Below are 26035 nucleotides of genomic sequence, written 5' to 3'. Positions count from 1 at the left end.
CGGGGACTGTCCGCGGCAGCACATAGCATGACCGTACGAGAGGGGGGCGACGCATGACCGACCAGAGCCCCGAGCCGAGGGACCCGTGGGCGCCGCCGGAGCGGCCGGCGGGCGAGTTCGGCGGACCCCAGGGCGCACACGGGGTGCCGGGCCCGCCGTCCGTGCACGACCAGCCCACGATCGCGGGGATGCCGGGGGCCGACATACCCCCGGCGGCCGCGCCGCAGCCGTCGCCCGGGCCGCAGCCGGGGGTCGCGCCCCAGCCGGGGGCCGCACCGCAGCAGCCCGCGCCGCAGCAGCCCGCGCCCACGCCGCTGCCGCCCGCCTACGGGTACCCGGCCCAGCCGGCCCCGCCCGCCTACGCGTACCCGGGGCCGGCCCCGGTTCCGGCGCCCGCCCCGCCCGCGTACGGATATCCGGGCTACCCGGGCTACGGCGCCTATCCGTACGGGGCGCAGCCGCGCAACGGCTTCGGGGTCACCGCGCTCGTCCTCGGCATCATCGCCGTGGTCGGCTGCTTCACCAGCTTCCTCGCGGTCGCGCTCGGCATCGCGGCGGTCGTCTTCGGAGTGCTCGGCCGCGGCAAGGCCCGGCGCGGCGAGGCCACCAACGGCGGGATGGCCCTGGCCGGGATCATCCTGGGCGCGATCGGCATCGTGCTGGGCGCCGCCCTCCTGGTGATCGGGATCATCGGCATCCTCGACCGGGACGGCGACTTCCGCCACGACACCCCGCACTCGGACACACGCATGCGCGAGCGGGTCTGACCGCAGGGCGGACGAAGGACGAAGAAGGACAAGGAAGGACAAGGACGACGGCGCAGGGCCGGTCCCGGGCACGTACCGCCCGGGGGACCGGCCCTGCGCCGCTTTCACGCGTCCGTGGCTCCGGCTACGCCGCCCACGGCCAGTCGGCGTTGCTGCCGTCCTCGATCAGGGTCACCATCCGGAACGCCGCGTCGCCGAGCCCGCCGAAGGTGTGCCGGTTGCCGGAACCGGAGGGCGCGTGGCCCACCCGGTAGCCGGCCAGGTTCCAGGTGTAGACCGGCACCTCCTGCGGGACCAGGGCCGTCGGGTCGTTCCCGTACCCGTACGAGGCCTGCTCGTCGGTGACGATCAGGACCCGGTCGTGGTCCTTGTAGTGCCTGCGGACCGCCTCCGCGGTGTAGGTGCCGCCGAGGTCCTCGAACCGCTCCAGCACCTTCAGGACGGACTCGCCCCGCGCGTACGGGACCTGCTTGCTGTCCGTGCCGAACTGCACCAGGTCCGCCTCCTCGGCCCGCAGGGCCAGCGCCGTGCCGAAGACGGCGGCCGCGTCCGCCCGGTTGAGCTGCGAGCGGTCCGACAGCGGGGACCACATCGACCCGGAGCGGTCGACCAGGACCAGGGTGCGGCCCGGCAGCGCCGGCACGTTGGCCAGCGAGTGGCCGAGCGCCCGCTCCAGCGGGTACGCCCAGCGCAGCGACGGCGCGTGCTGGTAGGCGGCCAGATAGCGGAACGGGAACTGCCGGGACCGGGCCACCGCCTGCGGGTCGCTGATCCGGGCCGCGACCTGCGCGGCGACGGCGTCCGAGACGCCCGCCTGGTCGAAGTTGCGCAGGTTGCGCAGCAGCGCCATCGGGCCCATCGACGGGATGACGGCTTCCCAGGCGGCCGCGTCCATCGGCCCCTGCAGCCACCCGGCCAGTGCCTCCCAGGTCATGCCCGCAGCGGCCAGCCGCTCGGCGCCGTCCGGCGCGGTGACCTGCGCCCGGCGCTCCTCGACCGGCAGCGCCATGAGCTCCTCGTGGGCCGCCAGGGTGCGGTTGCCGGCCGGGACCTCGGCCGTCTCCGGGTGGTGCCTGCGGTCGAGGGCGTAGCGGAACAGCTCGCCCTGCCAGGGCTTGGCCGGGTCGGGGGAGGCGTGCACGAGGTTGAGGACGTCGCCGAAGCGGAAGCCCTTGGAGGCGGTGTCGTACTTCAGCAGGGAGGTGCCGGAGTAGAGCCGGCGCACGGCGTCGGCGACGCCCCGCTTGACGGGCTTGGGGACGGCCCGCCCGTGCACGGCCGTCCAGTAGGCCAGCAGCTCGCCGGGCTCGTCCGCGCGCTGCAGGACCGAGTCGACGACCTGCCGGTTCGAGGGGCCCGCGGTGGCTCCGGTGTCGAGCCGGGCCTTGACGTACTCGGCGGCGCCGACGAGCGAGGCGGTGCGCATGTTGCCCTCGCCGCGCAGCCAGCCGAGCAGGCCGGCGGTCCACTCGGGGTCCTCGACGGCGAGCCGGCGCACGAGCGCGGCGAAGCGGTCGTCCCGGCTGCCGGGGGACTCGTACGCGGTGCGCTGCCCGACGAAATTGGCCACGGCCAGCAGGAACAGCTCGCAGCGGGCGTCGCGCGCGAAGCCGGGGCTGTCGTGGTGGTTGCGGGCCCGCCGGCCGGTGGAGCGCACGGGCGAGGCGGGCGCGGCGGCCGCGGACGGCGCGGCCGTGGAGCGGCGCACGTTGAAGCGGGCCATGATGAATCCCCCCGAATCCAGTAAGAATCCGCACAAATAGGGGGAGGCGTGACGCGCGGGATGCCCGAGATCGAAGTCGGAGACGGCATATATAGCCAGGCGAGCTTCCGAGCTGCTCCACCGGCCGTGGCCGGGCGGGATTCGAACCCGCGACCTCCTGGTCCCGAAGTAGCCGTCGCCTGCGCACCGGGCAACCCGCACGCGGCCTCCCGAGATCAAGGTGGCGGCGGCCTGGGTTTCTCTGCAAAAGAAGGAGCCGCAGCCCGCGCACCGGGAGGTGCGTGACGTGGGTGTCCAGAGTTCGAGGCGGCGAAACCACGTGGTGCTCTACCGACTGAGCTACACCGGCCCGAAGCCGGTGACGGGACTCGAACCCGCGGCCTCCCCATGAAGAGTGGAAGTAGGTCTCGCCTGCGCACCTGGACGAGTTCCACGGTAGGCGGGGGCGCCCGGCCCCCGCCACGCATTTACGCCGCGCGCAGCCGCTCGCGGGCCTCCATCAGGGCGAACCCCAGCAGGTTCAGGCCCCGCCAGCTGCCCGGGTCCAGGACCCGGTCGTCGTCGGGGGCCAGGCCGACCCCCCAGATGCGGTCCACCGGGCTCGCCTCCACCAGCACCCGCTCCCCGGTGCCCAGCAGGTACCCGCGCAGCTCGGGCGTCGAGCCGAACTTGTGCACGCTGCCCTCCACGACCAGGCCGAACCGCTCCCGCTCCCACACGGCCTCGTCGAACCCGCGCACCAGCCGACCGGCCTTCTTGGCCTCGGCCGGGGTCCTGGCCGCCAGGATCTTCCGCTCGGCCTCCGGGTCCCCGAACAGCCGGGCCTTCCCCGCCATCATCCAGTGCTCGGCGGTGTCGTAGCGCACCTCACTTACCGTGAAGGGAGAGGGCCACCACTGGCTCATGCAGCTCGGCCCGAGGGTCCCGTCCGGACGCGGCCGGTGCCCCCAGAAGGGCAGGAACTTCACGCGGTCACCGCGGCTGACCTGCTCGATCAACTTGTCGATCTTCTCCATGCACGGGAGTCTTGCAGTCTCCACTGACACTTCGTACGGGATTTGGGGTGTGTCTGGACACATGGTCGACCGATTCCGTCGCGTAATCAAAAGGCAACAACGGAATCACTTGGCGGTGAAGAACACCTCTGCCAGGATCGGCACTCAATTCGAGCTGAAGCCACGAGAGCGTGAGAGCGTGATGGGTATTCGCTTCCAGGTCAAGGAACGCTTCGCCGACGGCGCGCAGTACATCGACGGGCGGCTCAGGCCCGGTACCTCCGGACGGTCGCACACCGTCGTCGACCCCGCCACCGGAGAGGAGGTGCTCACCTACGAGCTCGCCTCCACCGCCGATGTGGACGACGCCGTCGCCGCCGCCCGGCGCGCCTTCCCCGCCTGGTCCGCGGCCACCCCCGGCGAGCGCTCGGACGCCCTGCACCGGCTGGCCTCCGTACTGGCCGCGCAGGCCGAGGACCTCGCGTACGCCGAGTCGCTGCAGTGCGGCAAGCCGATCAAGCTGACCAGCGAGTTCGACGTGCCGGGGACCATCGACAACACCGCCTTCTTCGCCGGCGCCGCCCGCCACCTCCAGGGCCAGGCCGCCGCCGAGTACTCCGCGGACCACACCTCCTACGTGCGCCGCGAGCCCCTCGGCGTCATCGGCTCCATCGCCCCGTGGAACTACCCGCTGCAGATGGCCGCCTGGAAGATCCTCCCGGCCGTCGCCGCCGGCAACACCATCGTCCTCAAGCCCGCCGAGCTCACCCCGCTGACCTCCCTGATGTTCGCCCAGGCCGCCCGGGAGGCGGGCATCCCCGACGGCGTGATCAACATCGTCACCGGCGCCGGCCGCGACGCGGGCGAGCACCTCGTCGGCCACCCGGACGTGGTGATGACCTCCTTCACCGGGTCCACGGCCGTCGGCAAGCGCGTCGCCGAGATCGCCACCGCCACCGTCAAGCGGCTCCACCTCGAGCTCGGCGGCAAGGCCCCCTTCCTCGTCTTCGACGACGCCGACCCGGAGGCCGCCGCGCACGGCGCCGTCGCCGCCGCCCTGATCAACACCGGCCAGGACTGCACGGCCGCCACCCGCGCCTACGTCCAGCGCCCCCTGTACGAGGCCTTCACCGCCCGCGTCGCCGAGCTGATGGCCGGCGTCCGCCTGGGCGACCCCTTCGAGCCGACGACCGACCTCGGCCCGCTGGTCTCCCACGCGCAGCGCGACCGCGTCGCCGGCTTCGTCGAGCGCGCCCGCGCCTACGCCACCGTCGTCACCGGCGGCGAGGTCCCGGGCGGCGAGCTCGCCGGGGGCGCCTACTACCGGCCCACCCTCATCGCCGACGCGGCCCAGGACAGCGAGGTCGTGCAGGCCGAGATCTTCGGGCCCGTCCTCGTCGTCCTGCCCTTCGACACCGACGACGAGGGCATCGCCCTCGCCAACGACACCCCCTACGGGCTCGCGGCCTCCGCCTGGAGCCGCGACGTCTACCGGGCGAACCGCGCCACCCGCGAGATCAAGGCGGGCTGCGTCTGGGTGAACGACCACATCCCGATCATCAGCGAGATGCCCCACGGGGGCTACAAGGCGAGCGGCTTCGGAAAGGACATGAGCGCCTACTCCTTCGAGGAGTACACGCAGGTCAAGCACGTCATGTACGACAACACGGCGGTGGCCGCCAAGGACTGGCACCGCACGATCTTCGGGGACCGATAGCAGCAGGGCCGTTTGACCAGCGGCCCGACCATTTCCGAAAGGGCACAGCCCATGGAGCAGTTCGAGCCCGATCGCCTCTCGGCGGCGCAGGCCGCCGCGATGCGCCGCAGCCTCACCGAAGGGCGCGGCGCCCTCACCCGCCGCTCCCTGCTGCGCGCCTCCGGCGTCGGCGCGCTCACCCTCGGCGGCCTCGCCTCCCTGTCCAGCTGCGGCATCCCGCCCGCCAAGCGGGAGGGCACGGCGGCGGCCTCCGACGACCACTCGGCACAGGAGAAGGAGATCAACTTCTCCAACTGGACCGAGTACATGGACACCAGCGACGACGAGAAGACCCACCCGACGCTGGAGGAGTTCACCAAACGGACCGGCATCAAGGTCAAGTACACCGAGGACATCAACGACAACGTCGAGTTCTTCGGCAAGATCCGCCCGCAGCTCGCGGCCGGCCAGGACACCGGCCGCGACCTGATCGTCGTCACCGACTGGCTCGCCGCCCGCATCATCCGCCTCGGCTGGGCGCAGAAGCTGGACCCCTCCCACCTGCCGCACGCCTACGCCAACCTGATCCCGCAGTACCGCAGCCCCGACTGGGACCCGGGGCGCGCCTACAGCTATCCGTGGACCGGCATCGACACCGTCATCGCCTACAACGCCAAGGCCACGGACGGCAAGAAGGTCGACTCCGTCACCCAGCTGCTCGACGACCCCTCCCTCAAGGGCCGGGTCGGCTTCCTCACCGAGATGCGCGACACCGTCGGGATGACCCTGCTCGACATGGGCAAGGACCCGGCGACCTTCACCACGGCGGACTACGACGCGGCCATCGGGCGGCTCCAGAAGGGCGTGGACACCAAGCAGATCCGCCGCTTCACGGGCAACGACTACACCTCCGACCTCGACAAGGGCGACATCGCGGCCTGCCTGGCCTGGGCCGGCGACATCATCCAGCTGCAGGCCGGCAACCCGGACATCAAGTACGCGATCCCGGCGCCGGGCTACATCACCTCGAGCGACAACCTGATCGTCCCGGCGCACGCCCGGCACAAGGCGAACGCGGAGAAGCTCATCGACTACTACTACGAGCCCCCTGTCGCGGCCCAGCTGGCGGCCTTCATCAGCTACGTCTGCCCCGTCGCAGGGGTCAAGAAGGACCTTGAGAAAATCGATCCTGCGCTCGCGGACAACCCCTTGATCATTCCGGACGAGGAGATGGCCGCCAAGGCCCACGCCTTCCGCTTGCTCACCAGCGAGGAAGAGACCGCGTACGAGGAGAAGTTCGCCAAGCTCATCGGAGCCTGACGGACCGCCGTAGCGGCACCCGCGCCCCGCACCCCTCCCCGACACACCACCACCGAAGGCTCAAGGCCCATGACTGACAAGACCGCGGGCGGCGACGTACGTCTCGCCGGCATCAGCAAGCACTACGGCACCTTCACCGCCGTGCACCCGTTGGACCTCACCATCCCGCAGGGCTCCTTCTTCGCCCTGCTCGGCGCCTCGGGCTGCGGCAAGACCACCACCCTGCGCATGATCGCCGGACTGGAGGAGCCCTCCACCGGCACGGTCCACCTCGGCGAGCGCGACGTCACCCAGCTGCCTCCGTACAAGCGCCCCGTCAACACGGTCTTCCAGAGCTACGCCCTCTTCCCGCACCTGAGCATCTACGAGAACGTGGCCTTCGGCCTGCGCCGCCGCGGCATCAAGTCCGTCAAGAAGCAGGTCGAGGAGATGCTCGAACTCGTCGAGCTCGGCCAGTTCTCCCAGCGCAAGCCGCACCAGCTCTCCGGCGGCCAGCAGCAGCGCGTCGCCGTCGCCCGCGCGCTCATCAACCACCCCCAGGTGCTCCTGCTCGACGAGCCGCTCGGCGCCCTCGACCTCAAGCTGCGCCGCCAGATGCAGCTGGAGCTCAAGCGGATCCAGACCGAGGTCGGCATCACCTTCGTGCACGTCACGCACGACCAGGAGGAGGCCATGACCATGGCCGACACGGTCGCCGTGATGAACGGCGGCCGCGTCGAGCAGCTGGGCGCGCCCGGCGAGCTGTACGAGAACCCGCGCACCACCTTCGTCGCCAACTTCCTCGGCACCTCGAACCTCATCGAGGCCGAGGTCCTGGAGGCCGGCAGCAGCGACGTGGTCGTCAGCTCGGCCGACACCCGGCTCCGGCTGCCCGCGGCCCGATGTTCGACCACCCCGAAGGCGGGCGGAAAGCTGCTGGTCGGGGTGCGCCCCGAGAAGATCTCCCTGGTCCCCGCGGCCGAGCGGGACACCATCGCGGCCGGCCGCAACACGGTCACGGGCAGGATCGCCAACTCCTCCTTCATCGGAGTCTCCACCCAGTTCGTCGTCGACAGCCCCGTCTGCCCCGAGCTCGAGGTGTACGTCCAGAACATCGAGCGCGACCCCCGCCTGACCCCCGGCGCCGAGGTCGTCCTGCACTGGAACCCGGAGCACACCTTCGGCCTGGACGCCGCCCAGTCCATGCTTGCAGGGACGATGGGCGACGCGGGCATCGAGACGGTCGAGGAGGGCGCATGACCGCCACCGCCGCCCCGCCCGAGGCCTCCGCCCCCGCCGAACCCCCGGCCCACCGGCCGTCGCTGCGCAAGCGCCTGGTCCCGTACTGGCTGCTGCTGCCCGGCATCCTGTGGCTGCTGGTCTTCTTCGTGCTGCCGATGATCTACCAGGCCTCCACCTCGGTGCAGACCGGCTCCCTCGAAAAGGGCTTCGAGGTCACCTGGCACTTCGGGACCTACTGGGACGCCTTCACCGAGTACTGGCCGCAGTTCCTGCGCTCCCTGGCGTACGCCGGCACCGCGACCGTGCTGTGCCTGCTGCTCGGCTACCCGCTGGCCTACCTGATCGCCTTCCGGGCGGGCCGCTGGCGCAACGTGCTGCTGGTGCTGGTCATCGCCCCGTTCTTCACCAGCTTCCTGATCCGCACCCTGGCCTGGAAGACGATCCTGGCCGACGGCGGACCCGTCGTCGCCGTCCTCAACAAGATCGGTTTCCTGGACGTCACCGGCTGGCTCGGGGTCACCCAGGGCGACCGGGTGCTGGCCACGCCGCTCGCCGTGGTCTGCGGTCTGACGTACAACTTCCTCCCCTTCATGATCCTGCCGCTCTACACCTCGCTGGAGCGCATCGACACCCGCCTCCACGAGGCCGCCGGGGACCTGTACGCCCGCCCCGCCACCACCTTCCGCAAGGTCACCTTCCCGCTGTCCATGCCGGGCGTGGTCTCCGGGACCCTGCTCACCTTCATCCCGGCGAGCGGCGACTACGTCAACGCCGAGCTGCTCGGCTCGACCGACACCCGGATGATCGGCAACGTCATCCAGTCGCAGTACCTGCGGATCCTCGACTACCCGACGGCCGCCGCGCTGTCGTTCATCCTCATGGCCGTCGTCCTGGTCATGGTCACGATCTACATCCGCCGCGCGGGAACGGAGGACCTGGTCTGATGAAATGGCTCCGCCACAACCTCGTCGTGATCCTCGGCCTGGGCACGCTCGCGTACCTGATCCTGCCGAACGTGATCGTGACCGTCTTCTCCTTCAACAATCCCACCGGGCGCTTCAACTATGCCTGGCAGGAGTTCTCGCTCGACGCCTGGAAGGACCCGTGCGGGGTCGCCGACCTGTGCGGCTCGCTGTCCCTGTCGCTCCAGATCGCCCTGTGGTCCACCCTCGTCGCCACCCTGCTCGGCACCGCCATCGCGTTCGCCCTGGTCCGCTACCGGTTCCGGGCGCGCGGAGCGGTCAACTCGCTGATCTTCATGCCGATGGCCATGCCCGAGATCGTCATGGCGGCCTCGCTGCTCGCCCTGTTCCTCAACATGGGCATCGAGCTGGGCTTCTGGACGATCCTGATCGCCCACATCATGTTCTGCCTCAGCTTCGTCGTCGCCGCCGTCAAGGCGCGCGTGCTGTCGATGGACCCCCGGCTGGAGGAGGCCGCCCGCGACCTCTACGCGAGCCCGGTGCAGACCTTCCTGCGGGTGACCCTGCCGATCGCCGCGCCGGGCATCGCGGCGGGCGCACTGCTGTCCTTCGCGCTGTCCTTCGACGACTTCATCATCACGAACTTCAACTCGGGCAACACCGTCACCTTCCCCATGTTCGTGTGGGGATCGGCCCAGCGCGGTACGCCCGTGCAGATCAACGTCATCGGCACGGCGATGTTCGTCATCGCGGTGCTGGTGGTCCTCGCCGGCCAGATCGCCGGCAACCGCCGCAAGAACGCACAGCCCAAGTAACTCTGTAGGGAGTTGGAAGACATGGCCCCAGTCGCCATGCGAAGCGTTGCGAAATCCCTTTCCGAAGCACTGCCGGTCTCGTACTGGCTGGACGACCCCGGCCGCCCCGACCCGCAGCCGGCCCTGACCTCCGACGAGGCCTGCGACCTGCTGGTCATCGGCGGCGGCTACAGCGGGCTGTGGACCGCGCTCATCGCCAAGGAGCGCGACCCCGCCCGGGACGTCGTCCTGATCGAGTCGAAGGAGGCGGGCTGGGCCGCCTCCGGCCGCAACGGCGGCTTCTGCGCCGCCTCCCTCACCCACGGCTTCGCCAACGGCCTGGCCCGCTGGCCCGGCGAGCTCGCCAAGCTGGAGGAGCTCGGCGCGCGCAACCTCGACGAGATCGAGGCGGCCGTCGCCCGCTACGGCATCGACTGCGACTTCGAGCGCACCGGCGAGATCGACGTGGCCACCGAGCCGCACCAGGTCGAGGAACTGCGCGAACTGCACGAGGAGGCCGAGAAGCTCGGCCTCGCCGGCGGGATGCGCTGGCTGGACCGCGACGAGCTGCGCGCCGAGGTCGACTCGCCGACGTTCCTCGCGGGCCTGTGGGACACCGACGGCGTGGCCATGCTCAACCCGGCCAAGCTGGCCTGGGGCCTGAAGCGGGCCTGCCTCGACCTCGGGGTGCGGATCTACGAGAACACCCGGGGCCTGTCGCTGGCCTCCTCGGGCGCGGGGATGGCCGTACGCACCCCCTACGGGCGGATCTTCGCCCGGCGGGTCGCCCTCGGCACCAACATCTTCCCCTCGCTGGTCAAGCGGATCCGCCCCTTCACCGTCCCCGTCTACGACTACGCGCTGATGACGGAGCCGCTGACCACCGAGCAGCTGAAGGCCATCGGATGGCAGGGCCGCCAGGGCATGGGCGACAGCGCCAACCAGTTCCACTACTTCCGCATCACCCCGGAGAACCGGATCCTGTGGGGCGGCTACGACGCCGTCTACCCCTACAAGGGCCGGCTCGACTCCGAGTACGACCACCGCCCCGAGACCTACCTGAAGCTCGCCCAGCACTTCTTCACCGCGTTCCCGCAGCTGGAGGGCATCAACTTCAGCCACGCTTGGGGCGGCGCCATCGACACCTGCTCGCGCTTCTCCGCCTTCTTCGGCACCGCGCACTCCGGCAGGGTGGCGTACGCCGCCGGCTACACCGGGCTCGGCGTCGGGGCCACCCGCTTCGGCGCCGACGTGATGCTCGACCTGCTGGACGGGGCGCGCACGGAGCGGACGGAGCTGCAGATGGTGAAGTCCCGGCCGATGCCGTTCCCGCCCGAGCCGTTCGCCTGGACCGGCATCACCCTCACCAAGTGGTCGCTGGCCCGCGCCGACGCCCGCGGCGGCCGCCGCAACCTGTGGCTGAAGACGCTGGACAAGTTCGGCCTGGGCTTCGACAGCTGACCGGCCGTCCGCCGGCGCGTGCTCCGGCGCGCGCCCGTCGACCGGGCCGTGAGCCGCTTCACCACCATGGAGTACGCAAACCCGCGTCATCGCCGCGCCCGGCCCCGCTCTCTCCCGGTGAGGACCCCTCACCTACAGGGAACGGAGGCCGGGCGATGCAGGGCTCGGATATCAGGACCGCGGTGGAATGGCTGGCTTCGGCGGCGCCGGATCCCCACGCCTGCCGCCGGCAGTGGGAGCGCAACCCCCTCGGGGTCGTCCTGCTCCCCGCCGGCCGGCACTGGGACGTGCTGATCCTGCCGGGGGAGCTGGGGCGCTCCGCCCTCGCCGTCCTGAAGCTGCTGCCCGCCCGGCCCGGCCCGGTGCTCGCCGGCTCCGGCGGCACCCGGCTGGGCTTCTTCGTCCCCGCGGGCACGGCCGCGCACTGGATCGGCACCGGCGTACGGGGTGCGGGGCGCGGGAGCTGGATCGCGGTCCCGTACCCCGGCCGGGCGAGGGGCTCGGTCCGCTGGCTGGTGGTGCCGGACGGGCGCGGCACCCTCACCGATCCGGCGGTGCTGGAGCTCGCGATGCACGAGGCGGCGGCCTCCCGGGCGGAGGGATCCGCGGGGAACCGGCGCCGCAGGCCCTGACCGGCCCGACCCGCCGCCGGACGCGCGGGCCGGCCGCAGCACTAGGCGGGGGGTCTGACACCCCGTCGTACGGCCAGGCCGACGCCGCACAGCAGCGGCAGGCACAGCAGCAGGCTGGCCAGGACGTCCAGCGGCCAGTGCCAGCCGCGCAGGATCAGGCCGCAGGCCGTCGCCGCCGTCAGGGCGAGCGCGACGGCCACCGGCCAGGGGCGGCGGGTGTACGGGCGCAGCAGCAGGGCCGCGCCGATGTACGCGACGGCCGCGGTGGCGGTGTGGCCCGAGGGGAAGTAGCCGGCGGCCCACGGCTCCAGCGGCCCCGGGCGGGCGGTCCACTCCTTGAGCGGGACCACGAGGGCCGGGACCAGGGCCATGGCCAGGGCCGCGGCGAGGGCGCCGAGGCGGTTGCCGCGCCGGGCGGCGTACAGGGCTGCCAGCGCCAGGACCGGGACGGCGACCTGGACGTTGCCGAGGTCGGAGAGGCGCTCGGTGACCGCGTCGGGCACGGCGCGCACCAGGGCGCGGCTGAGGCGCTCGTCCGGGGCGAGCAGCGGGCCCGAGACCAGGACCTGCCAGGTCGTCAGGGCGAGCCCCAGGAAAGGGAGCAGGAGGAAGAGGAGGGAAGTGGCCGGCCGTCCCGGAACAGGGGGGATGGTTCCGGGACGGCCGCCCGGATCGGGTTGCCGTGCGCCCCGGGGGGTTTGGGGCGTCCGGCCGTCCGATCGGTGAGGAGAGTGCGCGAACGCAGGCCCGGTGCGGCGCTGGGGAAGCCCGGTACCGGTGTCGCCCCCGGTTTCCCGGGAGCGGGGTGTCTCACTCATCTGCAGAAACCGTACGGCAGCGAAAGGGGGACCGACAGCAGGAACGCGGTCCTGCCATCGGCCCCCCACATCTTCTTCACAGCGCCCGCCCGTTACCGGTGGTAGCGACCGGGACGCGTGTTCGGATGTTCGCTCAGATGCCCGCGAACGCAGCCTCGATGATGTCCAGGCCCTCGTTCAGCAGGTCCTCGCCGATGACGATCGGGGGGAGGAAGCGGAGCACGTTGCCGTAGGTGCCGCAGGTGAGGACGATCAGGCCCTCGGCGTGGCAGGCCTTGGCCAGCGCGCCGGCCGCCTCCGGGTTCGGGGTCTTGGACTCCGGGTCCTTGACCAGCTCGATGGCGATCATGGCGCCGCGGCCGCGGATGTCGCCGATGATCTCGTACTTCTCCTGCATCGCGGACAGGCGCGACTTCATGATGGACTCGATCTTCTTCGCCTTGGCGTTGAGGTCGAGCTCCTTCATCGTCTCGATGGAGCCGAGCGCACCGGCGCAGGCCACCGGGTTGCCGCCGTAGGTGCCGCCCAGGCCGCCCGCGTGCGGGGCGTCCATGATCTCGGCGCGGCCGGTCACGGCGGCCAGCGGCAGACCGCCGGCGATGCCCTTGGCGGTGGTGATCAGGTCCGGGACGATGCCCTCGTCCTCGCAGGCGAACCACTGGCCGGTGCGGCAGAAGCCGGACTGGATCTCGTCCGCGACGAAGACGATGCCGTTGTCGTTGGCGAACTTCACGATCGCCGGCAGGAAGCCCTTGGCCGGCTCGATGAAGCCGCCCTCGCCGAGGACCGGCTCGATGATGATCGCGGCGACGTTCTCGGCGCCGATCTGCTTGGTGATCTGGTCGATCGCCTGGGCGGCGGCCTCGGGGCCGCAGTTCTCGGCGCCGGTGGGCCAGCGGTAGCCGTACGCGACCGGGACGCGGTAGACCTCGGGGGCGAACGGGCCGAAGCCGTGCTTGTACGGCATGTTCTTGGCGGTCAGCGCCATCGTCAGGTTGGTGCGGCCGTGGTAGCCGTGGTCGAAGACGACGACGGCCTGGCGCTTGGTGTACGCACGCGCGATCTTGACGGCGTTCTCGACGGCCTCGGCGCCGGAGTTGAACAGGGCCGACTTCTTGGCGTGGTCGCCCGGGGTCAGCTCGGCCAGCGCCTCGCAGACCTCCACGTAGCCCTCGTACGGGGTGACCATGAAACAGGTGTGGGTGAAGTCGGCGAGCTGCGCGGTGGCGCGGCGCACGACGGCCTCGGCGGAGCCGCCGACCGAGGTCACGGCGATGCCGGAGCCGAAGTCGATCAGGCGGTTGCCGTCGACGTCCTCGAGGATGCCGCCGTCGAGGCGCTGCGTGAAGACGGGGAGGACGGAGCCCACGCCACCGGCGACCGCGTCGAGGCGGCGGGCCTGCAGCTCCTGCGACTTGGGGCCGGGGATCGCGGTGACGAGCTTGCGCTCCTGCGGTACAGCAGTCATGGAGGGCTCCTGGGGGGTGTTTTCGGACGCACTTGTGTCTTTGTCCGCAGGCTAGGCCCGGGGGAGGGGGTACGGCATGCTCCGTTCGGGAGTGATCTGCGCGTGTCCTTGTCCGCGACGGCCATAGGAAGGACACCGCGCCTGTCTCGTTGGCCCTGCGACGCCGCACACGGGTACGGGCCGGTACCCACCCGCAGCCGCGTCCGGACAACTACATTGAGCGACGCAGGACAGGCACGGGCAGGGGGCAGGGGTTTCATGGAGCGCGAGGGCACGTACGGGCACAGCCAGGGCGGGCAGGGGGCACCGCCCGGCGCGGACGCCGCCGGGGCACAGGTGCCCCGCCCCGCCGGGCCGCCCCCGGCGCTGCCGCCGCACCCGCCGCGCCCGGCCGCGGCCCCGCCGCCGCCCGACCGTGCACCCGGCGCGCCTGCGGCCGCCGCTGCGGGCCGGGACCCGGGCAAGGGTGCGGCCGGCTCCGCGCTCACCGCCTGGCTGCGCGTCCCGCGGCCGGAGGCCGAGCCCGGGATCTGGCGCCACGGCTACGTCCCGGCCGCGAGGAAGCCCGAGGGCACCGGCCGGTCCGTGCTGCTCCGGGTCGTGATCGCCTTCCTCGTCGGCTTCGTCTGCTGGCGGCTGTTCCTGGAGGGCGGCCTGCCGTTCGTCGGCGCGCCCCTGCACTTCTTCACCCCGCAGAGCTGGTGGACCGGGGACTACCAGCCCCTGCCGGTGGACCACCGCGGCCAGGCCGCCCTGGAGCTCTACGAACTGCTGATCTCGGTCGGCATGTTCCTCTTCTTCGCCCGGCTCGGCCGCTGGCGGGCCGCCTTCGACGAGCACATCGCCGCCCGCGGCCCCTGGCCCCGGGCGCTGGCCGCCGCGGCCGGGGCCCTGGTGGTCGTGGCGCTGATCGAGAACGAGGTGCTGCCGGTCTACCCGCTGGCCTTCGGCCACCTGCCCTACCAGGAGCTCGGCGGCTTCGCCGGCTCGGTGATCACCTACGCCCTCTACGCCGTCATCTACCTCCCCGTCCTCTACGTCTTCGCCCGCCTCGGCGGCTGGGCCGGCCTCCTCGGCGCGGCCCGGACCGCCGCCGGGGGGAGCCCCGCCGCGGCCGAGGCCGTGGTCCCGGGCGGCCCGGACGATCCGGCCGCCTGGCCGCAGCTGCGCGCCGCCGGGCTCGAGGAGTCCGCCGACCGGCTCGCCGCCGAGGCCGACTCCGGGCGCATGAACGACGTCGACCACGCCCGGATCCGGCGGGCCTTCGCCTCGGTGCAGGCCGACCCCTCCCGCCGGGCCGCCTTCGTGCAGTCCGTCCGGGACCACGGCGCGGCGGCCTGCGCGCACCCCTCGAAGGCGCGCGACCTGCCCGTGCGCACCGCCGCCCACGACCTGGCCGTCTCCCAGGTCCGGATCGGCCGCGTCACCGGCGCCGGGTCCAACCCGTACGAGCGGCGCGGGACCGGCCTCGCCCTGGAGCCCGCCGTGCTGGGCACCTCGGTGCTCGCCGTCGGGCCCTCCGGCGCCGGCAAGACGCACCTTCTGGTCCGGCCGGTCGTGGAGTCGCTGGCGCTCCAGGCCCTCGCCGGCCAGGCGGCCGTGATCGCCGTCGGCGCCGCCGGAGCCGGCCTCGGCCCCGACGACGGCTACGACGTCGTGGTCCGCCCCGGCGATCCCGCGTCCGTCCACGACCTCGACCTCTACGGCGGCACCGCAGACCCCGACGAAGCCGCCTCCCTGCTCGCCGAGGCCTTCGTCGGCGACCTCCCCGGCACCGACGCCCGCCGGGCAGCGACCGCCCTCGCCCAGCTCCTCGGGCCGTTCCGGACCGCGTACGGCCGCTTCCCCGCCGTGGCCGAACTGCGCGAGCTCCTCGACCGGGCCCCCGGCCCGCTCGACGCGCTGCGCCGCGTCCTGGAGGACGCCGGACAGCCGGCCATGCTGCGCGAACTCGACGCCCGGGAGCGGCAGCACGGAACCCACGGCGACCCCGGACCCGTCCTCGCCGACCGGGTCGGGCTCCTGGACCGGCCCGCCTTCCACGGCTTCTTCGACACCGCCGGCGGCAGCCGCCCCTTCTCCCTGCGCTCCCTCGAACACCCCGTGCGGGTCCGCATCGACCTGCCCGAGCGGGCCCACCCGGACGCCTCGCGGCTGCTGGCCCGGCTGCTGCTGGCGCAGTTCACCGCCTCCGCCACCGCCCGTGCGGACCGCTCGCTGTTCGCGTTCCTGGCCTTCGACGACGCCTCGCACACCCTGACCCCGCAGACCGTCCGCGGCCTGCAGCGGCTGCGCTCCGCCCACGCGGGCGTCCTGCTGACCCTGCGCACGCTGGACGACGTACCCGAGCAGCTGCGCACCCAGCTGCTCGGGGCGGTCGGCTGCCGGATCGCGTTCTCCGGGATCACCACCTGGGACGGCCGGCAGTTCGCCGACGCCTGGGGCACCGAGCTGATCGAGACCCGGGACGTCACCAGCCGCCAGGTCTACGCCGAACGGCCCATGACCCGGCTGATGCACGGCGTGCGCAAGCTCATCAGCGGCAAGGACGTGACCACGGACGCGGTCACCGTGCGCCAGGTCGAGCGGGAGCGCTGGTCCGCCTCGGCCCTGGCCAACACCGTGCCGCCCGGCCACGCCGTGGTCTCGCTGACCACCGTCACGGGGGAGCGGGCGGCTCCGGTGCTGGTCGGCCTCGGCGACGCCGGCCGGACGGGCTGAGCCGAACCGTACGGGGTGGCAGAATCGAGGGGAGCCGTTCATACGACAAGGCGAAATTCTCCGTCGCCTCTCCTGCTGTCATCGCCACTCCTGGCACTCCCGCCACTTCCACCGCCTCTCCCCCCTTAAGGCCCCTGGTACCGATGCCGCTCACCCTCGCCTCACTCGTCCAGCATTCGGCGCTCAAGCTCAGCGTCCGGGCGGGGGAGGGCCGCCTCGACACCCCCGTGCGCTGGGCCCACGTCAGCGAGCTCGCCGACCCCGTCCCCTACATGGAGGGCGGGGAGCTCCTGCTGATCACCGCGATGAAGCTGGACGCCGAGGACCCGCAGGAGATGCGCCGCTACGTACGCCGCCTCGCCGCGGCCGGCGTCGTCGGCATCGGCTTCGCCGTCGGCGTCAACTACGAGCAGATCCCCGAGGCCCTGGTCGACGCCGCCCGCACCGAGGACCTCCCGCTGCTGGAAGTGCCGCGCAGGACCCCGTTCCTCGCCATCAGCAAGGCCGTCTCCGCGGCGCTCGCGGCGGACCAGTACCGCGCCGTGACCGCCGGCTTCGAGGCGCAGCGCGAGCTCACCCGCGCCGCGCTCTCTGCCGACGGCCCCGCCGAGCTGCTGGCCCGGCTCGCCGCGCACGTCCAGGGCTGGGCCGCCCTGTACGACACCTCCGGCGCGGTGGTCGCCGCCGCCCCGGAGTGGGCCGCGCGCCGCGCCGCCCGGCTCACCCCCGACGTGGAGCGGCTGCGCGAGCGGCCCGCCCCGGCCAGCGCCGTGGTCGGCGGCGCCGAGGACCGCGTCGAACTGCAGTCCCTGGGCACGGGCCGGCGGGCCCGCGGGGCGCTGGCCGTGGGCACCGCGGCCCCGCTCGGCACCGCCGAGCGGTACGCCGTCCACTCCGCCGTGGCCCTGCTGACCCTCACCACCGAGCGCTCGCGGTCGCTGCACGACGCCGAATCCCGGCTGGGGGCGGCGGTGCTGCGGATGCTGCTGGCCGGGGAGGCCGAGCACGCGCGCACCGTCGCCGGCGACCTCTACGGGACCCTGCTGGACACGCCGTTCCGGCTGGTCGTGGCCGAGCCGGCATTGCCGGGGACCGCCCAGCCGGAAGGGCTCGCGCTGCTCGCCGACACCGCGGAGTCCGCGGCCGGCCGCAGCGGTGAGGCGCTGCTCGTGGTGCCGGAGCCGGAGCGGCTGGTGATCCTCGCCGTGGACGGGGGCGCCGCCGTACAGGCCTGCGCCGACCACGCGGAGGCACTGGAGTCGCGGCGCGGCCGGGACTCCTCCGGGCCCGAGCCGGACGAGCTGGTCATCGGGCTCTCCGCGCCCACCGGGCCGCCGGGCGTCGCGACCGCGTACAAGCAGGCCGACCAGGCCCTGGCCGTGGCCCGGCGGCGCGGCCGCCCGCTGGTCGAGCACGAGGACCTGGCCGCCGGATCGGTGCTCCCGTTGCTCGCCGACGAGGCCGTGCGCGCCTTCGCGGACGGCACGCTGCGCGCACTGCGCGAGCACGACGAGAAGGGCCGCGGCGACCTCGTGGCCTCGCTGCAGGCCTGGCTCTCGCGGCACGGCCAGTGGGACGCCGCCGCGGCCGACCTCGGGGTGCACCGGCACACCCTGCGCTACCGGATGCGGCGCGTCGAGGAGATCCTCGGGCGCTCCCTGGACGATCCGGACGTCCGCATGGAGCTCTGGCTCGCCCTGAAGGCCGCCGCCACGCCCTCGTGACCGTACGGGTCCGTGCCGGGCCCGCCCGTGCCGGGCCCGCCCGTGCCGGGCCCGCCCGTCCCCGGCGCGGCCTTTCCCGCGGTCCGGCGGCGGGAAAAGCGACAAACCGGCGTGGGGCGGCCGCCGGGTACTCCATCGCGGACAAGCCGCGAAAGCGGCCCGGAGACCTACCTTGGTGGAGACAAGGACCCGCACACATCCGAAGGGCCGGGATTCGCATGACTTCCACCCACGCCTTCTGGCTCGCCGGCCGCCAGGCCACCGGCGAGGACAGCTTCGACGTCCACAACCCGTGGGACGGCCGTCTCGTCGGCACCGTCAGCGTGCCCACCGACGCCCAGGTCGAAGAGGCCGTGGCCGCGGCGTACGCCGTGACGGCGGAGTTCTCCGCCACCCCCGCCCACGTCCGTGCCGCCGCCCTGGACCACGTGTCCAAGCGGCTCGCCGAGCGCACCGAGGAGATCGCCCAGCTGATCTCCGCCGAGAACGGCAAGCCCATCAAGTGGGCGCGCGGTGAGGTCGGCCGTGCGGTCTCCGTGTTCCGCTTCGCCGCGGAGGAAGCCCGCCGCTTCAACGGCGGAGAGGCCCAGCGCCTGGACACCGACGCCGGCGGCGTCGGCCGCCTGGCCCTGACCCGCCGCTTCGTCAAGGGCCCGGTCCTCGGCATCGCGCCGTTCAACTTCCCGCTGAACCTGTGCGCCCACAAGGTGGCCCCGGCCATCGCCGTCGGCGCGCCGATCATCCTCAAGCCGGCCCCGGCCACCCCGCTGTCCGGCCTGATCCTCGGCGAGCTGCTCGCCGAGACCGACCTGCCGGCCGGCTCCTGGTCGGTCCTGCCGGTCGCCAACGACAAGATGCCGGCCCTGGTCAAGGACGACCGCCTCCCGGTCATCTCCTTCACCGGCTCCGACACCGTCGGCTACGCCATCCAGCAGTCGGTGCCCCACAAGCACTGCACCCTGGAGCTCGGCGGCAACGCCGCCGCCGTCGTCCTGGACGACTGGTCCTCCGAGGCCGACCTCGACTGGGCCGCGACCCGTATCGCGACCTTCTCGAACTACCAGGCCGGCCAGTCCTGCATCTCCGTGCAGCGCGTGATCGCCGACGCCTCCGTCTACGACCGCCTCGTCGAGAAGGTCGTCGCGAAGGTCCAGGCCCAGGTCACCGGCGACCCGTCCGACGACGCCACCGACGTCGGCCCGCTCGTCTCCGAGGACGCCGCCAAGCGGGTGGAGGCCTGGGTCGACGAGGCCGTCTCCGCGGGCGCCAAGCTCCTCACGGGCGGCAAGCGCGACGGCGCCTCGGTCGAGCCGACCGTCCTCGCGGAGGTCCCGGCCGGCGTCAAGCTCGCCACCGAGGAGGTCTTCGGCCCGGTCCTGACGATCACCAAGGTCGAGAACACCGACGAGGCCTTCGCCGCCGTCAACGACTCGAAGTTCGGCCTGCAGACCGGCGTCTTCACCCGCGACGTCCAGACCGCGTTCCGCGCGCACCGCGAGCTCGAGGTCGGCGGCGTGATCATCGGCGACGCGCCGTCCTACCGCGCCGACCAGATGCCGTACGGCGGCGTCAAGCAGTCCGGCGTGGGCCGCGAGGGCGTCCGCTACGCGATGGACGACTACACGTACGAGCGCGTCCTGGTCCTCACGGGCCTCGACATCTGACCGACTCGTACGGTCACGGACCGACGGCCGGAGCCTACTGTGCGGGGGCTCCGGCCGTCCCTCTTTTGCCCCGCGGATTCGCCCGCCCTGCCCAACCCCGCTTTTCCCGGGACGGCGCAGCGGGTACGACTCACAGGTAGCACCGGCCGGTAGGCCGGTACCACCGACTCCGGCGGCGAGGTGAGCCCCCTCATGTCCGCAACACAGCCCGCACAGCCCAAGGTGACCGAGCGCGAGGCACGGCAGGTCGCGGAAGCGGCCCGGGAGCAGGACTGGCGCAAGCCCAGCTTCGCCAAGGAACTCTTCCTCGGGCGGTTCCGACTCGACCTGATCCACCCGCACCCGCTGCCCGCCGACGAGGACGTCCGGCGCGGCGAGGCCTTCCTGGCCCGGCTGCGCGCGTTCTGCGAGACCGAGATCGACGGCGCCCGCATCGAGCGCGAGGCGCGGATCCCCGACGAGACCATCCGCGGCCTCAAGGAGCTCGGCGCCCTCGGCATGAAGATCGACCCCAAGTACGGGGGCCTGGGCCTGACCCAGGTGTACTACAACAAGGCGCTGGCCCTCGTCGGCACCGCCAGCCCCGCCATCGGCGCCCTGCTCTCCGCGCACCAGTCGATCGGCGTGCCGCAGCCGCTGAAGATGTTCGGCACGCAGGAGCAGAAGGAAGCCTTCCTGCCGCGCTGCGCGACCACCGCCATCAGCGCCTTCCTCCTCACCGAGCCCGACGTCGGCTCCGACCCCGCCCGCCTGGCCACCACCGCGGTCCCCGACGGCGACGACGCCTACGTCCTCGACGGGGTCAAGCTGTGGACCACCAACGGGGTCGTCGCGGACCTCCTCGTCGTCATGGCCCGGGTGCCGAAGTCGGAGAACCACCGCGGCGGCATCACCGCCTTCGTCGTCGAGGCCGACTCGCCGGGCATCACCGTCGAGCACCGCAACGCCTTCATGGGCCTGCGCGGTCTGGAGAACGGCGTCACCCGCTTCCACCGGGTCCGGGTCCCCGCCTCGCAGCGCATCGGCGCCGAGGGCGCCGGCCTGAAGATCGCGCTGACCACCCTCAACACCGGCCGGCTGTCCCTGCCCGCCATGTGCGTCGGCGCCGGCAAATGGTGCCTGAAGATCGCCCGCGAGTGGTCCGGCGTCCGCGAGCAGTGGGGCCGCCCCGTCGCCCGGCACGAGGCCGTCGGCTCCAAGATCTCCTTCATCGCCGCGACCACCTTCGCCCTGGAGGCCGTCGTCGACCTCGCCTCCCAGATGGCCGACGAGGACCGCAACGACATCCGCATCGAAGCCGCCCTCGCCAAGCTCTACGGCTCCGAGATGGCCTGCCTGATGGCCGACGAACTCGTCCAGATCCGCGGCGGGCGCGGCTTCGAGACCGCCGATTCGCTGGCCGCCCGCGGCGAGCGGGCCGTCCCCGCCGAGCAGATGCTGCGCGACCTGCGCATCAACCGGATCTTCGAGGGCTCCACCGAGATCATGCACCTGCTCATCGCCCGCGAGGCCGTCGACGCCCACCTGTCGGTCGCCGGCGACCTCATCGACCCCGAGAAGGACCTCGGCGACAAGGCCAGGGCGGGCGCCCGCGCCGCCGGGTTCTACGCCCGCTGGTTGCCCAAGCTGGCCGCCGGCGCCGGCCAGGTCCCCGGCACCTACCGCGAGTTCCACCCCGCCGGCCACCCCGACCTCGCCACCCACCTGCGCTACGTCGAGCGCAGCGCCCGCAAACTCGCCCGCTCGACCTTCTACGCCATGTCCCGCTGGCAGGGCCGCATGGAGACCAAGCAGGGCTTCCTCGGCCGGATCGTCGACATCGGCGCCGAACTCTTCGCGATGAGCGCGGCCTGTGTCCGCGCCGAGCACCTGCGCGCCACGGGCGAGCACGGCCGCGAGGCCTACCAGCTCGCCGACGCCTTCTGCCGGCAGTCCCGCATCCGCGTCGAGGAGCTCTTCGGCCGGCTGTGGAGCAACACCGACGACCTGGACCGCAAGGTCGTCGCCGGCGTGCTCTCCGGCACCTACACCTGGCTCGAGGAAGGCGTCCTCGACCCCTCCGGCGACGGCCCCTGGATCGCCGACGCCGCCCCCGGCCCGTCCACCCGCGAAAACGTTCACCGCCCACTCCGCTGACCTGCGATGATCGCCGGGCGCCGGGGGAGGCGTACGGAGCCGGCGACGGGGAATCGGATGCATGTGAACGCGGACAGGGAGAGCCGGCGGCTCGCCTGGTGCGTGGCGCTCCTGCTGCGCCACGCACCGGACGCCGTCGCCGCCGCCCTCCTCGGACGGCTCGACGCCCCGGCCCGCCGGTTCCTGTGCCGCGACGAGCACCTGCCGGCCCACGCCGTCACGCTGCTGCTGCGCCACGGCACCGACGAGGACCGCCGCACCGTCGCCCGCAACCCGCACGTCCTCGGCCGCCCGCTGCCCGGGCTGCCGGGTCCCGCCCGCTACGCCCGCCGCCCCGGCCCCGCGCCCGAACTGCTCGCCACCCTGGGCGCCGAACTCGGCCGCGCCCCCGAGCCGCCGCTGACCGCCGCCGAGACCCTCGCCCTGCTGCGCCGCCACGGCCGGCGCCGCCCGCGGATCCCGCTCGACGTGCTGTCCCTGGAGCACGTCCTCGACCCCGGCACGCTGCTGCGCGAGCACGCCCGCGCCCCGCTGCCGCCCGGCTCGGTGGAGGCCCTGCTGCTGGTCGGCGGCCTGGACCGGAGCACCTGCCTCGCCCTGCTCGACACCCGCACGCAGGGCCCGTACGGCCCCGACTGGCACCGGCCCGCCGTCCGCGCCGTCCGCGCCGGCATCCTGACCTTCGACGAGCTCGCCGCGGCCGTCGCCCCCGCCCACCGCACCCTGCTGCTCGGGCAGGTGCACGGCGCCGGCCGGCTCGGCTGGAACCTCGCCGAACGGGCCGCGATGCGCTCCGCCCTGATGCGCGTCCTGCGCCCGGCCCTCGGCGACGACCCCCGGCTGTGGGCCGAGCTCGCCCGGCACGCCCCCGGCTCCACCGGCACCCTGCCCGAGCTCGCGGCCGCCGTGGCCGCCGGGCAGGCGCCGCAGCCCCACCCGGGCGAGCCGATACCCGGCCTCGACCGGGCGGTCCGGTCCCTCGAACCCGGCTCCCCGGGGCAGCCGGAGGACAGCATCGACCGCGAGCTCGCCCTCGCCAGCCTCTCCGTCCCCAACGCCATGGGCAGCCTGTACGAGGACATCCGCTGGGTCCGCGCCTGCCTGGACCGCTCCGTCCTCACCGGCGCCGACGTCATCAGGCACAAGGCCCCGGCCGCCTGGGCCCTGGACGAGGACCACTGGCTCGGCGACATCGACCACCCCGACCGGCACGACCGCCCCGAGGCCGTCCTCGCCGCCCGCGCCGAGGCAGACCGGCTGCTCGACGCGGCCCTCGGTACCGACCCCGAGGCCTGGTGGGCCGCGGCCCGCGCGCTCCCCGACTTCGCCGGGACCCTGCCCGAGCTCCTCGCCGGGGCCGTCCACGGGGACTGGGTGTCCGACCGCTCCGGCTGAGCGGCAACAATGGGGGCATGAGCGACAGTCCAGCCCCCCTCGCCGATCCGCACCTCCTCTTCGACGCCGCGGCCGGCCGCCGGGACATCGTCATCCTCGGCTCCACCGGGTCCATCGGGACCCAGGCCATCGACCTGGCCCTGCGCAACCCGGACCGGTTCCGCGTCACCGCGCTGTCCGCCGCCGGCGGGCGCGTGGAGCTGCTGGCCGAGCAGGCCCGGCTCTTGCGGGTCGGCGCCGTGGCCGTGGCCCGGGAGGACGCCGTACCGGCCCTGAAGGAGGCGCTGAGCGCCCGTTACGGGGCGTCGGAGCCGCTGCCCGAGATCCTGGCCGGTCCCGACGCGGCGGCCGAGCTCGCCGCCTCCGAGTGCCACACCGTGCTCAACGGCATCACCGGCTCCATCGGCCTCGCGCCCACCCTCGCCGCGCTGCGGGCGGGCAGGACCCTGGCCCTGGCCAACAAGGAGTCGCTGATCGTCGGCGGCCCGCTGGTCAAGGCCCTCGCGCAGCCCGGGCAGATCATCCCGGTCGACTCCGAGCACGCCGCCCTCTTCCAGGCCCTGGCCGCCGGGACCCGGGCCGACGTGCGCAAGCTGGTGGTCACCGCCTCCGGCGGGCCCTTCCGCGGCCGTACCCGCGCCGAGCTGGCGCACGTCACCGTCGAGGACGCCCTCGCGCACCCCACCTGGGCCATGGGCCCGGTCATCACCGTCAACTCGGCGACCCTGGTCAACAAGGGGCTGGAGGTCATCGAGGCGCACCTGCTGTACGACATCCCCTTCGACCGCATCGAGGTCGTGGTCCACCCGCAGTCCTACGTGCACTCGATGGTGGAGTTCTCCGACGGCTCCACCCTCGCCCAGGCCACCCCGCCGGACATGCGCGGCCCCATCGCCATCGGCCTCGGCTGGCCCCAGCGCGTCCCGGACGCGGCCCCCGCCTTCGACTGGACCAAGGCCTCCACCTGGGAGTTCTTCCCGCTCGACACCGAGGCCTTCCCCTCCGTCGGCCTCGCCCGGCACGTGGGCACCCTCGGCTCCACCGCCCCGGCCGTTTTCAATGCGGCGAACGAGGAGTGCGTGGACGCCTTCCTGGCCGGTCGGCTGCCGTTCACAGCAATCATGGATACGGTCTCTGCCGTGGTCGATGAACACGGGACGCCGGACGCGGGAACTTCCCTGACGGTCGCCGACGTCCTCGAGGCGGAGACCTGGGCCAGGGCCCGGGCACGGGAGATGGCGGCCGAGGCCGCCCTGGAGGCGCGCGCATGACAGCACTCATGACGGTGCTCGGCATACTCATCTTCGTATTCGGGCTGCTCGTCTCCATCGCCTGGCACGAGCTCGGCCACCTCTCCACGGCCAAGCTCTTCGGCATCCGCGTGCCCCAGTACATGGTCGGCTTCGGCCCGACGATCTGGTCGCGGCACAAGGGCGAGACCGAGTACGGCATCAAGGCCATCCCGATGGGCGGCTACATCCGCATGATCGGGATGTTCCCGCCCGGAGAGGACGGCAAGGTCACCGCCCGGTCGACCTCGCCGTTCCGGTCGATGATCGAGGACGCCCGCTCGGCGGCGTACGAGGAGCTCCAGCCCGGCGACGAGACCCGGCTGTTCTACACGCGCAAGCCGTGGAAGCGCGTGATCGTGATGTTCGCCGGGCCGTTCATGAACCTGGTGCTGGCACTGGCGGTCTTCTTCGGCGTCTGGATGACCTTCGGGGTGAACCGAACGACCACCGAGATCGCCGGCGTCTCGCCCTGCGTGATCTGGCAGAGCGAGAAGCGCGAGGTCTGCAAGGACGGCGACCCCGTCGCCCCCGCCAAGGCCGCCGGACTGCGCGAGGGCGACCGGATCGTCGCCCTCAACGGCCGCGCGGTGACCGACTGGGCCGACCTGCAAAAGCGCATCCGCGACACCATCGGCCCGGCCACCGTGACCATCGAGCGGGGCGGGCACAAGCAGACCGTGCCGGTCACCCTCGTCGAGAACCGGGTCGCCAAGACCGACGGCCACGGCGGGTACGTCAAGGGCCAGTACGTGACCGCGGGCTGGCTCGGCTTCAGCCCGAAGAACGAGACCGCCGCCCTCACGTTCGGCCAGTCCGTCACCCACATGGGCGAGGAGATCGACCGCAGCGTCGACGGGCTGCTCAAGCTGCCCGGCAAGATCCCGGCGCTGTGGAACGCGGCCTTCAACGGCGCCGAGCGCGAACCCGACTCCCCGATGGGGATCGTCGGCGCGGCCCGGATCAGCGGGGAGATCGCCGCCCTGGAAATCCCGGCCACCGACCGACTGGTGATCGCCCTCCAGGTCATCGGCTACTTCAACCTCTCCCTGTTCCTGTTCAACATGCTCCCGCTGCTGCCGCTGGACGGCGGGCACATCGCAGGCGCCCTGTGGGAGTCGGTCCGGCGGAACGCGGCGCGCATCTTCCGCCGCCCCGACCCCGGCCCGTTCGACGTGGCCAAGCTGATGCCCGCCGCGTACGTCGTGGCCGGCGTGTTCGTCTGCTTCACGCTGCTCGTGCTCGTCGCCGACGTGGTGAACCCCATCACGATCACCTGACGCGCGCG

19 protein-coding genes are annotated in these 26035 nt (G+C 72.9%); 15 read left to right on the top strand and 4 right to left on the bottom strand.

Features of this window, described 5'->3' with window-relative positions:
- The first annotated feature begins 53 nt into the window (after window positions 1-53).
- On the top strand, window positions 54-767 hold the full coding sequence (locus tag ABZ924_RS07515; protein ID WP_361905561.1) for a DUF4190 domain-containing protein: 714 nt from the start codon (window positions 54-56) through the stop codon (window positions 765-767).
- A 124-nt stretch (window positions 768-891) separates the two neighbouring features.
- On the opposite strand, the gene ABZ924_RS07510 is transcribed toward ABZ924_RS07515, so the two are convergent.
- Together ABZ924_RS07510 and ABZ924_RS07505 are read right to left on the bottom strand one after the other, a co-directional pair.
- A complete protein-coding gene (locus ABZ924_RS07510; protein WP_361905559.1) occupies window positions 892-2490 on the bottom strand; it encodes a TROVE domain-containing protein in 1599 nt (532 codons plus the stop codon).
- A 467-nt stretch (window positions 2491-2957) separates the two neighbouring features.
- The gene (locus tag ABZ924_RS07505; RefSeq protein ID WP_361905556.1) at window positions 2958-3506 is read right to left on the bottom strand and encodes an NADAR family protein; all 549 of its coding nucleotides are present in this window, start codon (window positions 3504-3506) and stop codon (window positions 2958-2960) included.
- 181 nt (window positions 3507-3687) lie between these two features.
- Here ABZ924_RS07505 and ABZ924_RS07500 point away from each other — a divergent pair, with 181 nt between their 5' ends.
- The 7 genes from ABZ924_RS07500 (at window position 3688) to ABZ924_RS07470 (ending at window position 11532) form a co-directional block, all read left to right on the top strand.
- On the top strand, window positions 3688-5202 hold the full coding sequence (locus ABZ924_RS07500) for a gamma-aminobutyraldehyde dehydrogenase (RefSeq protein ID WP_361905554.1): 1515 nt from the start codon (window positions 3688-3690) through the stop codon (window positions 5200-5202).
- A 51-nt stretch (window positions 5203-5253) separates the two neighbouring features.
- Window positions 5254-6501 carry a spermidine/putrescine ABC transporter substrate-binding protein gene (locus tag ABZ924_RS07495; RefSeq protein ID WP_361905551.1) on the top strand — a complete coding sequence of 416 codons (1248 nt, stop codon included), beginning with the start codon at window positions 5254-5256 and terminating at the stop codon, window positions 6499-6501.
- A gap of 69 nt (window positions 6502-6570) precedes the next feature.
- Window positions 6571-7740 carry an ABC transporter ATP-binding protein gene (locus ABZ924_RS07490; RefSeq protein ID WP_361905548.1) on the top strand — a complete coding sequence of 390 codons (1170 nt, stop codon included), beginning with the start codon at window positions 6571-6573 and terminating at the stop codon, window positions 7738-7740.
- Complete coding sequence (locus ABZ924_RS07485) at window positions 7737-8666, top strand: ABC transporter permease (protein WP_361905545.1); 930 nt, start codon at window positions 7737-7739, stop codon at window positions 8664-8666. Before ABZ924_RS07490 ends, ABZ924_RS07485 begins: the two co-directional genes overlap by 4 nt.
- Window positions 8666-9460, top strand: a complete 795-nt coding sequence (locus ABZ924_RS07480) for an ABC transporter permease (RefSeq protein WP_361905542.1) — start codon at window positions 8666-8668, stop codon at window positions 9458-9460. The genes ABZ924_RS07485 and ABZ924_RS07480 overlap by 1 nt, the downstream gene beginning before the upstream one ends.
- A gap of 21 nt (window positions 9461-9481) precedes the next feature.
- Window positions 9482-10900, top strand: a complete 1419-nt coding sequence (locus tag ABZ924_RS07475; RefSeq protein WP_361905539.1) for an FAD-dependent oxidoreductase — start codon at window positions 9482-9484, stop codon at window positions 10898-10900.
- Window positions 10901-11055: 155 nt separating this feature from the next.
- Entirely contained in the window at window positions 11056-11532 is a 477-nt protein-coding gene (locus ABZ924_RS07470) for a hypothetical protein (protein ID WP_361905537.1), read from the top strand.
- A 41-nt stretch (window positions 11533-11573) separates the two neighbouring features.
- Here the strand turns inward: ABZ924_RS07470 and ABZ924_RS07465 are convergent, their stop codons facing one another.
- Window positions 11574-12035: a phosphatase PAP2 family protein gene (locus ABZ924_RS07465; protein ID WP_361905535.1), complete on the bottom strand. Its 462-nt coding sequence runs from the start codon at window positions 12033-12035 to the stop codon at window positions 11574-11576.
- 448 nt (window positions 12036-12483) lie between these two features.
- A complete protein-coding gene (gene gabT / locus ABZ924_RS07460) occupies window positions 12484-13818 on the bottom strand; it encodes a 4-aminobutyrate--2-oxoglutarate transaminase (RefSeq protein WP_361905532.1) in 1335 nt (444 codons plus the stop codon).
- A 258-nt stretch (window positions 13819-14076) separates the two neighbouring features.
- Between gabT and ABZ924_RS07455 the strand changes: the two genes are divergently transcribed.
- From ABZ924_RS07455 to ABZ924_RS07425, 7 genes are all read left to right on the top strand, one after another.
- Complete coding sequence (locus tag ABZ924_RS07455) at window positions 14077-16539, top strand: ATP/GTP-binding protein (RefSeq protein ID WP_361905529.1); 2463 nt, start codon at window positions 14077-14079, stop codon at window positions 16537-16539.
- 143 nt (window positions 16540-16682) lie between these two features.
- On the top strand, window positions 16683-18263 hold the full coding sequence (locus tag ABZ924_RS07450) for a PucR family transcriptional regulator (protein ID WP_361905527.1): 1581 nt from the start codon (window positions 16683-16685) through the stop codon (window positions 18261-18263).
- 218 nt (window positions 18264-18481) lie between these two features.
- Window positions 18482-19927 (top strand): aldehyde dehydrogenase family protein, encoded by a 1446-nt coding sequence (locus ABZ924_RS07445; RefSeq protein ID WP_361905524.1) that lies wholly within the window; start codon window positions 18482-18484, stop codon window positions 19925-19927.
- 192 nt (window positions 19928-20119) lie between these two features.
- Window positions 20120-22063, top strand: a complete 1944-nt coding sequence (locus ABZ924_RS07440; protein WP_361905521.1) for an acyl-CoA dehydrogenase family protein — start codon at window positions 20120-20122, stop codon at window positions 22061-22063.
- Between the two features lie 63 nt (window positions 22064-22126).
- A complete protein-coding gene (locus ABZ924_RS07435) occupies window positions 22127-23458 on the top strand; it encodes a hypothetical protein (RefSeq protein ID WP_361905518.1) in 1332 nt (443 codons plus the stop codon).
- Between the two features lie 17 nt (window positions 23459-23475).
- On the top strand, window positions 23476-24729 hold the full coding sequence (gene dxr / locus ABZ924_RS07430) for a 1-deoxy-D-xylulose-5-phosphate reductoisomerase (protein ID WP_361905516.1): 1254 nt from the start codon (window positions 23476-23478) through the stop codon (window positions 24727-24729).
- Window positions 24726-26027 carry a site-2 protease family protein gene (locus tag ABZ924_RS07425; protein WP_361905513.1) on the top strand — a complete coding sequence of 434 codons (1302 nt, stop codon included), beginning with the start codon at window positions 24726-24728 and terminating at the stop codon, window positions 26025-26027. Before dxr ends, ABZ924_RS07425 begins: the two co-directional genes overlap by 4 nt.
- Window positions 26028-26035 lie beyond the last annotated feature (8 nt).

It is taken from the genome of Streptomyces sp. NPDC046876, from assembly GCF_040645035.1.
In the GTDB taxonomy this organism is placed as follows: Bacteria; Actinomycetota; Actinomycetes; order Streptomycetales; family Streptomycetaceae; genus Streptomyces.
This window is presented reverse-complemented; position numbering and strand designations above follow the sequence as displayed.

Excerpts from the sequence above, each read along its gene's own strand:
- ABZ924_RS07455 (WP_361905529.1), top strand. The coding sequence starts at position 14,077 with ATGGAGCGCGAGGGCACGTACGGGCACAGCCAGGGCGGGCAGGGGGCA.
- ABZ924_RS07425 (WP_361905513.1), top strand. The coding sequence starts at position 24,726 with ATGACAGCACTCATGACGGTGCTCGGCATACTCATCTTCGTATTCGGG.
- ABZ924_RS07480 (WP_361905542.1), top strand. The coding sequence starts at position 8,666 with ATGAAATGGCTCCGCCACAACCTCGTCGTGATCCTCGGCCTGGGCACG.
- dxr (WP_361905516.1), top strand. The coding sequence starts at position 23,476 with ATGAGCGACAGTCCAGCCCCCCTCGCCGATCCGCACCTCCTCTTCGAC.
- ABZ924_RS07500 (WP_361905554.1), top strand. The coding sequence starts at position 3,688 with ATGGGTATTCGCTTCCAGGTCAAGGAACGCTTCGCCGACGGCGCGCAG.
- ABZ924_RS07470 (WP_361905537.1), top strand. The coding sequence starts at position 11,056 with ATGCAGGGCTCGGATATCAGGACCGCGGTGGAATGGCTGGCTTCGGCG.
- ABZ924_RS07515 (WP_361905561.1), top strand. The coding sequence starts at position 54 with ATGACCGACCAGAGCCCCGAGCCGAGGGACCCGTGGGCGCCGCCGGAG.
- ABZ924_RS07490 (WP_361905548.1), top strand. The coding sequence starts at position 6,571 with ATGACTGACAAGACCGCGGGCGGCGACGTACGTCTCGCCGGCATCAGC.
- ABZ924_RS07475 (WP_361905539.1), top strand. The coding sequence starts at position 9,482 with ATGGCCCCAGTCGCCATGCGAAGCGTTGCGAAATCCCTTTCCGAAGCA.
- ABZ924_RS07445 (WP_361905524.1), top strand. The coding sequence starts at position 18,482 with ATGACTTCCACCCACGCCTTCTGGCTCGCCGGCCGCCAGGCCACCGGC.
- ABZ924_RS07485 (WP_361905545.1), top strand. The coding sequence starts at position 7,737 with ATGACCGCCACCGCCGCCCCGCCCGAGGCCTCCGCCCCCGCCGAACCC.
- ABZ924_RS07505 (WP_361905556.1), bottom strand. The coding sequence starts at position 3,506 with ATGGAGAAGATCGACAAGTTGATCGAGCAGGTCAGCCGCGGTGACCGC.
- ABZ924_RS07450 (WP_361905527.1), top strand. The coding sequence starts at position 16,683 with ATGCCGCTCACCCTCGCCTCACTCGTCCAGCATTCGGCGCTCAAGCTC.
- ABZ924_RS07495 (WP_361905551.1), top strand. The coding sequence starts at position 5,254 with ATGGAGCAGTTCGAGCCCGATCGCCTCTCGGCGGCGCAGGCCGCCGCG.
- ABZ924_RS07510 (WP_361905559.1), bottom strand. The coding sequence starts at position 2,490 with ATGGCCCGCTTCAACGTGCGCCGCTCCACGGCCGCGCCGTCCGCGGCC.
- ABZ924_RS07440 (WP_361905521.1), top strand. The coding sequence starts at position 20,120 with ATGTCCGCAACACAGCCCGCACAGCCCAAGGTGACCGAGCGCGAGGCA.
- gabT (WP_361905532.1), bottom strand. The coding sequence starts at position 13,818 with ATGACTGCTGTACCGCAGGAGCGCAAGCTCGTCACCGCGATCCCCGGC.